Raw genomic sequence first — 13,742 nt, 5'->3', positions numbered from 1 at the left:
GCCCCCGTCACATTCAGGAGGTTCGCCAGGACGCTCGTCACCTCGCGTTTTCATGTCCCATCTCAACTGAAGGAACCCCATGAGCCGTCTTATCGTCGTTTCCAATCGCGTTCCCGTGCCGAGCAAAGATGGCGGTGCGGCTGCCGGCGGCCTCGCCGTCGCACTGCAGGCGGCCCTGCAGGAGCGCGGCGGCATCTGGATGGGATGGTCGGGAGAGTCGAGCGGCGAAAGGGAACCGGGCGCGCTGTCGCTGCAGCAGAAGGGCAACATCACCTATGCCCTGACCGACCTCACCGACACCGACGTCGAGGAATATTATCGCGGCTTTGCCAACCGCGTTCTCTGGCCGATCTGTCACTACCGCCTGGATCTCGCGGAATATGGCCGGAAGGAAATGGCCGGCTATTTCCGCGTTAATCGCTTCTTCGCGCACCGGCTGGCGCCGATGATCGAGCCGGACGACATCATCTGGGTTCACGATTACCACCTCATTCCGCTGGCGGCAGAACTGCGCCAGATGGGGCTGAAGAACCGGATCGGCTTCTTTCTGCACATCCCCTGGCCGCCGGCCGACATTCTCGTCACCATGCCGGTCCATGAAGAAATCATGCGCGGCCTCTCGCATTACGATCTCGTCGGCTTCCAGACCGATTATGATCTCCAGAATTTCGCCGGTTATCTGAGAAGAGAGGGCATTGGCGACGATCTCGGCAACGGATTGTTCGATTCGCACGGGCGGACCTTCAAGGCCGGCGCCTATCCGATCGGCATCGAGACCGCGGCCTTCGCCGAATTCGCCGAGAGAGCCGCTGACAATGTCATGGTGCAGAAGACCCGGCGCAGCATCGAAGGCCGCGATATGATCATCGGGGTCGACCGCCTCGATTATTCGAAGGGCATCATTCAGCGGCTGGAAGCCTTCGAACGCTTCCTCACCAGCAATCCTGCCTACCAAAACAAGGTCACTTATCTGCAGGTCACACCGAAATCGCGATCGGAAGTGCCCGAATACGAACATATGCAGAAAATGGTCGCCGAACAGGCCGGCCGCGTCAACGGCGCCATCGGAACGGTCGACTGGGTGCCCATCCGCTATGTCAACCGATCGATCAGCCGCAACGTGCTCGCCGGCCTCTATCGCCTGGCGACGATCGGGCTGGTGACGCCGTTGCGCGATGGCATGAACCTCGTTGCCAAGGAATATGTCGCCGCCCAGGATCCGGACCGCCCGGGTGTCTTGGTGCTATCGCGCTTCGCTGGCGCGGCACGCGAATTGAAGGGGGCGCTGCTCGTCAATCCTTACGACGTCGAGGGCACTGCCAATGCGCTTGCCAGAGGGCTTGCCATGTCGCTCGAGGAGCGCCGGGACCGCTGGAGCATGATGATGGAACACCTGCTCTCGCACGACGTCTCGCTGTGGTGCAAAGATTTCCTGCGGGACCTAGTGGCTGTTCCGAGTTCCGATGGGAGCGGGGCGCACGGATAGGCTCTTTAGCGCGCTAAGAATAAAATCTCCGGCAAATCAGTGCTGGTTGGCACGGAAATGGGGCGTAGGCGTTGCGGCATATCCCCTTCTCCCCGCGGGGAGAGGTGCCGGCAGGCGGATGAGGGGGCCGCCCGGCACAAGCCTCACATCATCCCAAACTCCATACCGCGCCGCCCTAACCAAGCTCGAATTGATTTCGGCGGGATTGAATCCCGTAGGAGGAACCTACTAAGACCGGCATGTGCGGCCCCCTCATCCGCCCTACGGGCACCTTCTCCCCGCTGGGGAGAAGAGGGAACCGAGACGTCGCGGCATTCCTCCTTCGCCCCGTTTACGGGGAGAGGTGCCGGCAGGCGGATGAGGGGGCCGACGCTGGCTTAAGCCTTAAAGCCCGATCTCATGCGCCCAGGGCGGGTTGGCGCCGGCGCGGGAGACAGTGACGGCGGCGGCTTTGGCGCCGAGCGTCAGGGCGTTGCGCACCGACCGTTCGTCGAGCGAGGCCACTTGCTGCTTGGTCAGCAGGCCATCCCTCTTCAGCGAGGCCAGCACGCCGGCATCGAACGTGTCGCCGGCGCCGACCGTGTCGACGACCGCGACGCGCTCGCTCGGCACCGTCACCTTGCGTTCCTTGGTATAGCCGGAAGCGCCTTCGGCACCCTTGGTGATGACGACGAGCTTGGCGCCGTGGCTGAGCCAGTGGGCGGCGAGCGCATCATGGTCGCCTTCGAGGCCGAACCAGTCGAGGTCTTCGTCGGAGAATTTGACGATGTCGGATTTGGCCGCCATGCGCTTGATTCGGGCCATATGCGCCGGCTTGTCCTTGATGAAGCCCGGGCGGATGTTCGGATCGAGCGAAATGACGCGCTTTTCCGCCTCGCGGTCGAGCAGCGCTTCGTAGGTTTCGCCGCAAGGGCTCGGGATCAGGCTGATCGCGCCGAAATGCAATGCTTCGCAATCATCGCCGAGGACGGGCAGGTCAGCCTCGGTGATCATCCGGCCGGCCGTGCCTTCGTCGTAGAAGGCATAGGTCGCCTGGCCGTTGACCAGTTTGACGAAGGCAATGGTCGAGGGGCGCTGGGTGATGGCGCAGGGGCTGTAATCGACATTGGCAGCCTTCAGCGTCGCAAGCAGGATTTCGCCCATCATGTCATCGGCAATGCCGGTGAAGAAGGCGGTCGGGATGCCGAGGCGGCCGAGCGCGATCGCAGTGTTGAAGATCGCACCGCCGGCATAGGGGGCAAAGCCCTTTTCGCCCAGGGTCGTATCCCTCGGCAGCATGTCGATCAGGGCTTCGCCGCAACACAAAATCATCGGATTCCTCCCAACAGCACGGATATGTTCTTCAATCGATTAAGCGAGCTTTTGTCAAAAGGCTAGAGCGAAAGCTCACTAACGCCACCATTCCTTCCCGACCAGGCGAGCGGCGCATCGAGGAAGGCCTCGACTTCCGCGAGCGTCTTGTCGTCGAACAGCTGCTGCGCCCTGGCGACGGCCAGAACATTGCGCCAGGTGGCGATATGATGCAGCCGGACCTTGCCGTCGGTAAAGCGCTGTTGGCCGAAGATGTCATAGAAGAACAGCGCGATGCCGTGATCGACGATACCCCCGGCGGCGCGGACCGCATCGATGAACTTGAACATGCTGCCGCCGGCCGTCGTCAGGTCCTCGATGACGAGCACACGCGAACCTTCCGGCATATTGCCCTCGATCTGGGCGTTGCGGCCATGGCCCTTCGGCTGCTTACGGACATAGATCATCGGGAGACCCAGGCGGTCGGCGAGCAGGGCGGCGAAGGGAATGCCGGCGGTCTCGCCGCCGGCGATGCAGTCGAACTGCTCGAAACCGGCGTCGCGCAGCAGGGTGCTGGCGGCGAAATCCATCACCGTCGAACGGATGCGCGGGTAGGAGAGCAGCTTGCGGCAATCGATATAGACCGGGCTCGCCATGCCGGAGGAGAGCTTGTAAGGCTGAGCGGCGTTGAAATGCACCGCCTTGATCTCCCAGAGCATCTTGGCCACCAGTTCGGCCATCAAGGCGCGGTCGGGAAACGTGGTCTGGATCATGCGGCTCTCCTTCGGCTTTGCTCATTGCGGCAATAGCAGCAAGAGCCCCGAGTTTCCAGACGCAACACGGCTCTATCAGCGCAGCAGCTGGCTGAAATCAACGAGCTGCATCGTCTTGAACAGAGCGATCGCACGAGCCCCCTCCTCCGCATCTAGCGATACGGCGTAACGGACGGCCGCGGCCAGCAGCTGCATGGTCAGCCGGGCAATCGCCAGAAGCTCGCCGTGGTCGCGATCGGGCCACAGGCGGGCGAGCACGGCGAGAAACGCCTGGGCGTGGAATTCCATGTCCTCGGCATCGATCTGCTGCAGCAGCTTGTCGGTATGGGTCGCATGCCAGAGATCGCGCATGACAGGCTCACGGCGGAAAAAGGCATAATATTCGTCGACGATATTGGCGAGCGCACCTTGCAAGGCCGCGGCGTCCGCGACCTTTTCCAATTCCACCTCGACACAGCGCCTGCCCTCTTCATTGAGGCGTTCGGCCAGGGTTCGGATGATCGCGCTCTTATCGGGGAAATACTGGTAGAGCGCACCGAAGGAGATGCCGGCCTTCTCGACGATCTCGCTCATCTTCAGGCCGTCGCTGCCCTTGCTTTCGATCAGCTCGGCGGCGACGGCGAGGATCTTTTCGAAGCGTTCGCGGCCGCGCTGCTGGCTGGGGATCCGACGCGGCTGGCCCGTATTCTGTTGCTGACGCCTGCGGGACGCGCCGGGCTGTTCCGACATGCTCTCTCCTTCATGGTTGACAATCAAAATAAGAGAGTTTATCTCATTTCGCAAATGAGAGAGTTTCTCTTATTTTCCCGGAAGGAGCTTCGACATGCAGATCGTCCTTATCCTTTCCCTCGTCGCCGCGGCGATCGGCAGCGGCCTCGTCGCGGGCATCTTCTTTGCCTTCTCGACCTTCATCATGACCGCCTTTTCGCGCATCCCGGCCGAACAGGGCATTGCCGCGATGAACTCGATCAACGTGACGATCGTCCGCTCGCCCTTCATGGCGCTGTTCGTACCGACGGCGATCCTCTGTCTGGTGATTGCCGTGCTGGCGGTGATCAACTGGCGCGGCGGAGCGTCGGCGCTGATGCTGGCGGGAGCCGCGCTCTATGTCATCGCCTCGTTCCTCTCGACCATCATCTTCAACGTGCCAATGAACGATGCGCTGGAGAAAGTGAGCGGCAACGGGGCGGAGGCGGCCGCACTGTGGGCGACCTATCTCACGGACTGGACCTGGTGGAACCATGTCAGGACAGTGGCCTCGCTGCTGGCTTCGGTGGCTTTCGTCAGAGCGTTGATGATCGTTTGAAAGGGGCGCCGGCAGCTGCCCGGGGCGAATGGGGTGGCTGCAACGTCTCCGTCCCTCGCCAACGTCGCGCGTGCACGTCCCCTCGCCCCGTTTTTACGAGAAGAGGTTTGGGGTGAGGGGCAGCCACTGGTGCGAACCGTACAATGCTACAGCGCGCCCTGCCTACGCCTGCTGGCAAAAGGCGATGCGGTTGCTGAAGGGGTCGGTGACTGTCATCTCCAGCCCCCAGGGCGCTTCCTCGACGCCCGGCTTCATGTAGCGATAATCCTTGCCGGAGAGTTCGGCATGATAGAACCGGATATTGGCGACGCGCACCAAGGCCTTGGCGCCGGGGCTGGCGTCGCCGGAATGTTCGCCCGCGACTGCTGACCCGTTCGCCATCGATCGCCAAACGGCAAGGGATGTGAAGGTTGATATCGGGATGCATTCACCGTAACGCCATTGTCAAAACGTCGGCGTCGCGGGGCGGCTGGCCGCATCCGGCCGAGGCCGATACTAGGAGACGCGCAGTCCGGGATCAAGACGCCGTGCGCGATGCCTCGAGGGGCACCGCCTGCAGATGGCCGGCAAGCTCGACGCGGTTGCGGCCGCCGCGCTTGGCGGCGTAAAGCGCCTTGTCGGCGGCGCTCAGCATGGCATCGAAATCGAGCGGCGTGGAGCGGCCGGGCGCGACTCCGACGCTGACCGTGCATTTCAGCACCTCGCCGTCGATCGGGATTTCGCGCGCCTCGAAGGCCCGGCGGATCCGCTCAGCCGTCAGTTCGGCCCGGCCGGGCATGATCTCCTTCAGCACGAGCGCAAATTCCTCCCCGCCGAGCCGCGCGGCGGTGTCGCCCGGGCGGCAATGGGCGGTCAGTTCGTCGGCGAAGACGGTGATCACCCGGTCTCCGGCGGCATGGCCATAGCGGTCATTGACGGATTTGAAATGGTCGATATCGAAGACGATGACGGCTGCGGTCGTTCCCATCGGGCGCGTGCCGTATTCGTCGAAGACGGCGCGGCGGTTGAGCAGACCGGTCAGCGGATCGGTGATCGCCTCGAGACGATGGCGGGCGGCAAGCCGCCATTGATGCAGCGCCAGCGACAGCGCACCGATCCCCGTCATGCCGGCGATGCAAATAGCGAGGCTCAGATCCTCCGCCCAGTTGCTGGGCGCCTTGCCGAGCACCAGCTTGCCGTCGGCAACGAGAACGGCGGCGCAGAGCACGAAGGAGACCGCCGTCAGCGTATAGAGCGCGGCAATGCCGAGGAGCGGCGCAGGCGCTTCGGCGCGAGCAAGCCAATATTGCCGGGCGGTGGCGAAGAGCAGCAGGGCGATGGCGAGATTGTCGGCAATGAAGGCGAGGCCGTCATAGCCTGACAGCATCGGCAGGATCGAGGCGGCCATCGCCGCCAGAGCCCGGATCGCGATGGCGGCAATCGACACATCGCCGGTGAGAAACTGTTTTCCCGCGCCCCATATGGTGGCGAAGCCGGCGTGGAACAGCACGAAGCTGCCAATGGCAAAGACAACTTGCGGCCGGTTGACGTAGGCGCTGTAGACAAAAATCCCGCTGACGACGAGGACGAGGCCGACGGTGGCGGTGAGCAGCACGGTTTCGGCCCGGCGCACCAGCCAGCTGCCCATCAAGGTCACGGCAAGGCAGGCCGCGGAGACGCCGAGCGCCAGCAAGAGGGAGTTGTAGTCAAGCGTCATGCTCTTCAGTCTCCGCAGCTGTTGCCGCGCCATTGGCAACTCATGGGGTCCGCGATGGAGACTGTCTTATGCATCCGTTAAAAAATGATGCACCGCACAATGCAAATGTTACGCGTTTAACGTAGCGCCGAAAATAATGATAAATTTTCGATTTAAAATTGAAATCGGACGGATTACGCAGAAGCCGAGACTTGCCAATGCAAGGGAACCATCGGGTCGAACACGGTCACAGCACCCGCGCCGGTTTCAATCTTAGCGGGAAAAACGACCGGATCAGCCTGCTTTGACAAGGTGATCCGCTCCTCGTTCGGCGACAGGCCGTACCAGGCCGGCCCATTCAGCGAAGCGAAGGCTTCCAACCTGTCGAGCGCGCCCTCCTCCTCGAAGACATGGGCAAGGCAGCTCATCGTATTGATCGAGGTGTAGATGCCGGCGCAGCCGCAGGCGCATTCCTTCAAGGGATCGACATGCGGGGCGGAATCGGTGCCGAGGAAGAAGCGGGGGTCACCGCTCACGGCGGCGGCGCGCAGCGCCAGTCGGTGGTTCTCGCGCTTGGCGACCGGCAGGCAGTAATAATGCGGCCGGATGCCGCCGACGAGGATGGCGTTGCGGTTGATGATCAGATGGTGGGTGGTGATCGAGCCGGCGAGATTGCCCTGGGCCGCCTTGATGTAATCGATGCCGCCCGCGGTCGTCACATGCTCCATCGTCACCTTCAGCTCCGGCAGGCGCCGGCGCAGCGGATCGAGCACGGTGTCGATGAAGACGGCCTCCCGGTCGAAAATATCGACGTCGGGCGTCGTCACCTCGCCATGGACGCAGAGCGGCAGGCCGATCTTCGCCATGCGCTCCAGCACCGGCATCGCCTTCTCCATGTCGCGCACCCCACCATGCGAATTGGTGGTGGCGCCGGCCGGGTAAAGCTTGACGGCGGTGATGAGCCCGCTTGCCGCCCCCGCCTCGACATCGTCGGGGCTGGTTTGTTCGGTCAGATAAAGCGTCATCAGCGGCTGAAACCGGTGGCCGTCCGGCAACGCCTTGAGGATGCGCTCGCGATAGGCCTTCGCATCCGCGGTGGTGACGACCGGCGGCACCAGGTTGGGCATGATGATGGCGCGGGCAAAGGTGCGGCTCGTGTCGGCGATCACGCCTTCCAGAATGGCGCCGTCGCGCAGATGCAGGTGCCAGTCGTCGGGACGGCGGATGGTGATCGATTGCATGGCAGGCCTCCGAAGCGATGCGTCTGCGGCCTGATAGCACTAAAGCGCGTCGCATTGAAATTGATTCATGCGAGGCACTTCAACGCAATTTACCTGCACGTCGCCATCCCACCGCTCACGGGTTCAGCCGGCATGGTCGTCAAGCCAATGGCTGCATCACGCCAGGGCGATCTCCAGCGTCACGTCGGCCGGGCGGCGGTTTTCCAGGATCAGCCGGCCGTTCGGCAAGTCGTTGCCGTAGACCTTGGCGCTGGCGGCCTCCTCGTCGAGGTTGTAACCGCGCCAACGCGCCCAGAGCCGCTCCTCCAGCACCTCGATCGGCGGCGCCAGCATGATCGAAAAATCGAAGATGCCGTCGAGCTCGGCCCATTTGCCCTGCGTGAAGAGCAGATAATTGCCCTCGACGATGATGAACCGGTCTTTGGGATCGATGGGCCGGGCGGAGGCGATGGCGAGCTCGCGCGAGCGGTCGAAGACCGGCGCCAGAACCTCCTGGTCGGCCCGGCGGACGGCGCGGATGATATCGAGGAATCCCCTGACATCGAAAGTTTCGGGAATGCCCTTGCGGGCCAGAAGCCCGCGTTCGATCAGGATGGCATTGTCCATGTGGAAGCCGTCCATCGGCAGGACTGCAGCACTTTCGCCCTTGGCTTTCAGCGCCGCCGCCAGATTGTCGGCCATGGTCGATTTGCCCGAACCCGGCGGCCCGGCAATGCCGATCAAGAAACGTCTGGCATCGCCGGCGCGGCCAAGAACCTCGCCGGCGATTTCGTCGATGCGTGCACTCATGCCGCAACAGGCTCCGTCGGTACCGCCTTGGCGCCGGTCATGAAGGCGACGGCGTCGGACATGGTGTATTCCTTGGGATTGATCACCGTCAGGCGCCGGCCGAGGCGGTGAATATGGATCCGGTCGGCGACTTCGAAGACATGCGGCATGTTGTGCGAGATCAGCACAATCGGCAGGCCGCGGGCGCGCACATCGAGGATCAGCTCCAGCACCTTGCGGCTTTCCTTGACGCCGAGCGCCGCGGTCGGCTCGTCCATGATGATGACCTTCGAGCCGAAGGCGGCGGCGCGGGCGACGGCGACACCCTGGCGCTGACCGCCGGAGAGCGTCTCCACCGCCTGGTTGATGTTCTGAATGGTCATCAGCCCGAGCTCGGAGAGCTTGTTGCGAGCCAGCTTTTCCATCGCCGGCCGGTCGAGCATGCGGAACATCGAGCCGAGAGGGCCTTTCTTGCGGATCTCGCGGCCGAGGAACATGTTGTCGGCGATCGAGAGCGCCGGCGACAAAGCGAGGTTCTGATAGACGGTCTCGATGCCGGCCTCACGCGCTTCCATCGGCGAGCGGAAATGCACCTGCCGGCCTTCGAGTGTGATCACTCCCTCATCGGGGGTGACGGCGCCTGAAATCGCCTTGATCAGCGAGGACTTGCCGGCGCCGTTATCGCCGATGACGGCAAGGATTTCACCCGGGTAGAGGTCGAAATCGGCATTGTCGAGCGCGGTCACGCGTCCATAGCGCTTGACGAGACCGCGGGCGGTGAGAATGGGTTCGACAGTCATGATCACACCGAAACCTTTCTGATCCACTGGTCGATGGCGACGGCGGCGATGATCAGCACGCCCGTCAAAAGAACTTTCCATTGCGGATCGGCGCCGAGCATGTTGAGGCCCATCGACACGACGCCGACGATCATGGCGCCGAACAGGGTGCCGAGGATGGAGCCGCGGCCGCCGAAGAGCGAGATGCCGCCGATCACGGTCGCGGTGATCGCCTGGAGGTTATAATCGGTGACGGCCGAGGACGGCGAGATCGAGCCGTTGCGGCCGATCGAGACCCAGGCCGCGAAGGCGGCGATGACGCCCGATATGGTGTAGACGGTGAGCAGCACCTTCTTGGTCTGGATGCCGGAGAGCTTGGCCGCTTCCGGATCGTCGCCTACCGCATAGACATGCCGGCCCCAGGCGGTGTGATTGAGCACATACCAGAGCAGCAGGACGAGCAGCACCATGGCGATGACGCCGAGGGTAAGCACTGCGGTGCCGAGCCTGAAGCTTGCGGCGAAAAGATGCAGCAGCGGCGCCTGGGCGTCGACATCGGCATCGCGGATCGTCTCATTGGCGGAATAGATGAAATTCGTCGCCATGACGATGTTCCAGGTGCCGAGCGTGACGATGAACGGCGGCAGCTTCATGAAGGCGACGAGGAAGCCGTTCAGCAAGCCGCAGAGACCGCCGACCAGCAGGCCTCCGATGACCGCAATCGGCGTCGGTATGCCGTAGGTAATGGCGACGTTGCCCATGATGACAGCCGAGATCACCATGATGACGCCGATCGAAAGATCGATGCCAGCCGTCAGGATGACCAGTGTCTGGGCGGCACCGAGAATGCCGACGATGGCGATCTGCTGCAGGATCAGTGTCAGGGTATAGGACGAAAAGAACCGTCCGCCGAGTGCTACCCCGAAGATGATGATCGCCAGCACCAGCACGATCAGCGGCACGGCGGCCGGCGTCGAGTGCAGAAAATGCTGCGCACGCTTGATCAGCGGGACGCCCTGGTGCTCGAAGGAGGCGACGTTCTTGTCGCTGCCGTCGAGGACGCGTTCGAATTCCTGTGCTCCGGTCATGGTTCCTCCTCCGCATCCGCGCGCCGAACCCGCGCGGAGGCCGCCACCCATTGTCATCCGTTCGTTGCTTAGCCGGTGGGGTGACGGCACATCGTCCGTCCAAAACGGCCAGGGATCAAGCCCCGGCCGCTTTCTCTTTCAATAGATCGGGCTCAGCCCCAGCACTTGTCGGTGCCTTCCTTGGTGTCGATCGACTTGACGCCGGAGACCGGCTTGTCGGTGACGAGCGAAACGCCGGTGTCGAAGAAGGACTTGCCTTCCGTCGGCTTCGGCTTCTCACCGCTATCGGCGAACTTCTTGATCGCCTCGATGCCGAGCGACGCCATCAGCAGCGGATATTGCTGAGAGGTGGCGCCGATGACGCCTTCCTTGACCGACTTGACACCCGGGCAGCCGCCGTCAACCGAGACGATCAGCACGTTCTTTTCCATGCCGACGGCCTTCAGCGCCTGATAGGCACCGACAGCGGCCGGCTCGTTGATCGTGTGGATGACGTTGATGCTCGGATCCTTCTGCAGAAGGTTTTCCATGGCCTTGCGGCCGCCTTCCTCGTTGCCGTTGGTCACGTCATGGCCGACGATGCGCTTGTCGTCTTCGTCGCCGATCTTGTCCGGGTTCTTCGGGTCGATGCCGAAGCCCATCATGAAGCCCTGGTCGCGCAGGACGTCAACCGTCGGCTGCGACGGCGTCAGGTCGAGGAAGCCGACCTTGGCGTCCTTGGCCTTGTCGCCGAGCGTTTCCTTGGCCCACTGGCCGATCAGCTTGCCGGCGAGCAGGTTGTCGGTGGCGAAGGTGGCGTCGGCGGCATCGGCCGGCTCGAGCGGCGTGTCGAGCGCGATGACCAGCACGCCGGCATCACGCGCCTTCTTGACCGAAGAGACGATGCCCTTCGTGTCCGAGGCGGTCAGCAAAATGCCCTTGGCGCCGTCGGCGATGCAGCTTTCGATCGCCGCAACCTGGCTTTCGCTGTCACCGTCGACCTTGCCGGCATAGGACTTCAGCGAAACGCCGAGTTCCTTGGCCTTGGCCGTCGCACCTTCCTTCATCTTGACGAAGAAGGGATTGGTGTCGGTCTTGGTGATCAGGCAGGCGGAAACGTCAGCCGCCATGGCCGGCGCGGAAAAGGCGACGCCGAGTGCGAGCGCGCCGAAAGCGAGAACTGATTTCTTCATGAACTCCTCCCAGAGTTTGCCGGCGCCGCCTTGCGGGCCGGAATTTTCGAGATGTGACACTTCGCTTCGGTCGCTTGTCGCTTCCGAAGCCGCCCGTGCCCTTGACGCTGGCAATTAAGAGCGAAAGAAATCGGCTTGTCAATAAATAAATCCAATTGAATTATTAATTCGATGTGGCATGCTCAATCGCATTAGGATGTACGGTACCGCGCCTTTTCAAACGCAGAGAATGGCCGCCATACCGCTTTCAGCTGCTGCACAATCCGCTTGGATCGCTTCCGATCCGGGGAACCGTGCAAGAGGCCAACGCTCGGGAGGAGCGGCCATGTCGTCTTTGGATGGGCCGGCACACGCACCGGTCCCGCCGCCCATTCTCAATCCGGCCGGGGGCGCGAACCAGGTCAGGGTGCGCGCCTATAACGAACGGCTCGTGCTGTCGCTGGTGCGCCTCTACGGCGCGCTGTCGAAGGCCGATATCGCGCGCCGCAGCGGGCTGTCGGCACAGACCGTCTCGGTCATCATGCGGGTGCTGGAAAAAGAAGGGCTGCTATCGCGCGGGGCGCCGGTGCGGGGCCGTGTCGGCCAGCCGTCGATCCCGATGCATCTCAATCCCGACGCCGTCTATTCCTTCGGACTCAAGATAGGCCGGCGCAGCGCCGATCTGGTGCTGATGGATTTCGTCGGCCGCATCCGCATGCAGCTGCACCAGACCTATGCCTATCCGCTGCCGGACGAAATTCTCGCCTTCGTCACCTCGGGCATCGAGGAGATCGAGAGCAGGCTCGACGACAAGCAGCGCAGCCGCATTGCCGGCCTCGGCATCGCCGCTCCGTTCGAGCTCTGGAATTGGGCCGAGGAAGTCGGCGCACCACCGGGCGCCATGGAGGTCTGGCGAGAGGTCGACCTGCAGGCCGATATCGCTGCGCGCGTCTCCCACCCCGTCTTCCTGCAGAACGATGCGACCAGCGCCTGCGGCGCCGAACTCGTCTTCGGCGTCGGCCCCTCCTATCCCGACTTCGTCTATTTCTTCATCGGCTCCTTCATCGGCGGCGGCATCGTGCTCAATTCGGCGATCTTTTCCGGCCGCACCGGCACGGCGGGCGCGATCGGGCCGCTGCCCGTGCGCGACAGGAACGGCGAAACTAAGCAGCTGCTCGAGATCGCCTCGATCTTCGTTTTGGAAAACATGCTGCGCGAACGCGGCATCGATCCCGAGCCGCTCTGGTATTCGGCCGACGACTGGGTCGATTTCGGCGAGCCGATGGAAGTCTGGATCCAGGATAGCGCCAAGGCGCTGGCCCAGGCGATCGTCGCCGCCGCCTCGATCGTCGATTTCAGCGCCGCGGTCATCGACGGCGGCTTTCCCGATTGGGTGCGCAGCCGCATGGTGCAGGCGACGATCGACGAGGCCGCCAAGCTCGACCTGCAGGGCGTCGTCATGCCCGAAATCATCGAGGGCGCGGTCGGCGCGCAGGCGCGCGCCATCGGCGGCGCCAGCCTGCCGATCTTTTCGCGTTACCTCACAGACCAGAACGTACTCTTCAAGGAGATAGACCATGCTGAAGGGACTTGATCCGCTTCTGAGCCCGGAATTGCTTTTCACGCTGCGCGCCATGGGCCACGGCGACGAAATCGCCATTGTCGACGGCAATTATCCCGGTGTCGAACATGCCCGCCGGCTGATCCGGCTCGACGGTCACCGCCTCATTCCGGTGCTCAACGCCGTGCTCAGCGTGCTGCCGATCGACGATTTCGTGCCGGAGGCAATCTTCCGCTCGACCGTCAAGGCCGAGCGCGACAAGCTCGATCCGGTGCATGAGGAGATGATCGACTGCTGCGCGCTGCACGAGCCGCACCGACAGGTGGTGCCGCTCGTCGGCCAGGATTTCTACGGCCGGGTGCGCGCCGCCCATGCGCTGATCCAGACCAGCGAGCCGAGGCTCTATGCCAACATCATCCTGCGCAAGGGCGTGATCTATCCGAAAGAGCCGGGCACGCAGGCGGCCGAGGTTGACCCTTTCGTATATTAGCCAAGGGTCTGGTCCCGCCGTTCAAGCCACGATTTCGCTGCGCGCGCCTGCCTAGACGCGCGGCGCTTACAACCCGTGCTGAGCCACGCCAAAGATGCTCAGCTGCCGATCCGGCCAGCCGCGGCTGTCCGCAT

The 13,742-nt window shown here is 63.1% G+C and carries 13 protein-coding genes and 1 pseudogene; 4 read left to right on the top strand and 10 right to left on the bottom strand.

The genetic code is table 11. The annotated features are described in order from the left end of the window. The first annotated feature begins 79 nt into the window (after positions 1–79). Complete coding sequence (otsA, locus tag RHE_RS02415) at positions 80–1,486, top strand: alpha,alpha-trehalose-phosphate synthase (UDP-forming) (RefSeq protein WP_011423854.1); 1,407 nt, start codon at positions 80–82, stop codon at positions 1,484–1,486. Between the two features lie 384 nt (positions 1,487–1,870). On the opposite strand, the gene RHE_RS02410 is transcribed toward otsA, so the two are convergent. The 3 genes from RHE_RS02410 to RHE_RS02400 all read right to left on the bottom strand — a co-directional run bounded on the left by RHE_RS02410 (position 1,871) and on the right by RHE_RS02400 (position 4,278). Next, positions 1,871–2,797 carry a carbohydrate kinase family protein gene (locus RHE_RS02410; RefSeq protein WP_011423853.1) on the bottom strand — a complete coding sequence of 309 codons (927 nt, stop codon included), beginning with the start codon at positions 2,795–2,797 and terminating at the stop codon, positions 1,871–1,873. A gap of 62 nt (positions 2,798–2,859) precedes the next feature. Continuing rightward, positions 2,860–3,549 carry an orotate phosphoribosyltransferase gene (locus tag RHE_RS02405; RefSeq protein ID WP_011423852.1) on the bottom strand — a complete coding sequence of 230 codons (690 nt, stop codon included), beginning with the start codon at positions 3,547–3,549 and terminating at the stop codon, positions 2,860–2,862. Positions 3,550–3,624: 75 nt separating this feature from the next. Further along, positions 3,625–4,278, bottom strand: coding sequence for a TetR/AcrR family transcriptional regulator (locus tag RHE_RS02400; RefSeq protein WP_011423851.1), 654 nt, complete (start codon positions 4,276–4,278; stop codon positions 3,625–3,627). 94 nt (positions 4,279–4,372) lie between these two features. Between RHE_RS02400 and RHE_RS02395 the strand changes: the two genes are divergently transcribed. Further along, a complete protein-coding gene (locus tag RHE_RS02395) occupies positions 4,373–4,855 on the top strand; it encodes an anthrone oxygenase family protein (protein WP_011423850.1) in 483 nt (160 codons plus the stop codon). Between the two features lie 162 nt (positions 4,856–5,017). Here the strand turns inward: RHE_RS02395 and RHE_RS02390 are convergent. The 7 genes and pseudogenes from RHE_RS02390 to RHE_RS02360 all read right to left on the bottom strand — a co-directional run. After that, positions 5,018–5,293, bottom strand: a pseudogene (locus RHE_RS02390) (glyoxalase superfamily protein); the annotation flags it as partial. Between the two features lie 79 nt (positions 5,294–5,372). Next, positions 5,373–6,551, bottom strand: coding sequence for a GGDEF domain-containing protein (locus tag RHE_RS02385; RefSeq protein ID WP_011423848.1), 1,179 nt, complete (start codon positions 6,549–6,551; stop codon positions 5,373–5,375). Between the two features lie 173 nt (positions 6,552–6,724). Next, on the bottom strand, positions 6,725–7,771 hold the full coding sequence (gene pyrC / locus RHE_RS02380) for a dihydroorotase (RefSeq protein WP_011423847.1): 1,047 nt from the start codon (positions 7,769–7,771) through the stop codon (positions 6,725–6,727). A 156-nt stretch (positions 7,772–7,927) separates the two neighbouring features. Beyond that, on the bottom strand, positions 7,928–8,560 hold the full coding sequence (locus RHE_RS02375; protein ID WP_011423846.1) for a nucleoside triphosphate hydrolase: 633 nt from the start codon (positions 8,558–8,560) through the stop codon (positions 7,928–7,930). Further along, on the bottom strand, positions 8,557–9,339 hold the full coding sequence (locus tag RHE_RS02370) for an ATP-binding cassette domain-containing protein (RefSeq protein ID WP_011423845.1): 783 nt from the start codon (positions 9,337–9,339) through the stop codon (positions 8,557–8,559). The genes RHE_RS02375 and RHE_RS02370 overlap by 4 nt, the downstream gene beginning before the upstream one ends. 2 nt (positions 9,340–9,341) lie before the next feature. Continuing rightward, positions 9,342–10,406, bottom strand: a complete 1,065-nt coding sequence (locus RHE_RS02365; RefSeq protein WP_011423844.1) for an ABC transporter permease — start codon at positions 10,404–10,406, stop codon at positions 9,342–9,344. 152 nt (positions 10,407–10,558) lie between these two features. Next, positions 10,559–11,578 carry a sugar ABC transporter substrate-binding protein gene (locus tag RHE_RS02360; RefSeq protein WP_011423843.1) on the bottom strand — a complete coding sequence of 340 codons (1,020 nt, stop codon included), beginning with the start codon at positions 11,576–11,578 and terminating at the stop codon, positions 10,559–10,561. Positions 11,579–11,903: 325 nt separating this feature from the next. On the opposite strand from RHE_RS02360, the gene RHE_RS02355 reads away from it, so the two are divergent. Beyond that, the gene (locus tag RHE_RS02355) at positions 11,904–13,151 is read left to right on the top strand and encodes an ROK family transcriptional regulator (RefSeq protein ID WP_011423842.1); all 1,248 of its coding nucleotides are present in this window, start codon (positions 11,904–11,906) and stop codon (positions 13,149–13,151) included. Continuing rightward, positions 13,135–13,608, top strand: a complete 474-nt coding sequence (locus RHE_RS02350) for an RbsD/FucU family protein (protein WP_011423841.1) — start codon at positions 13,135–13,137, stop codon at positions 13,606–13,608. Before RHE_RS02355 ends, RHE_RS02350 begins: the two co-directional genes overlap by 17 nt. Positions 13,609–13,742: the final 134 nt, after the last annotated feature.

It is taken from the genome of Rhizobium etli CFN 42 (assembly GCF_000092045.1).
Classification (GTDB): domain Bacteria; phylum Pseudomonadota; class Alphaproteobacteria; order Rhizobiales; family Rhizobiaceae; genus Rhizobium; species Rhizobium etli.
This window is presented reverse-complemented; position numbering and strand designations above follow the sequence as displayed.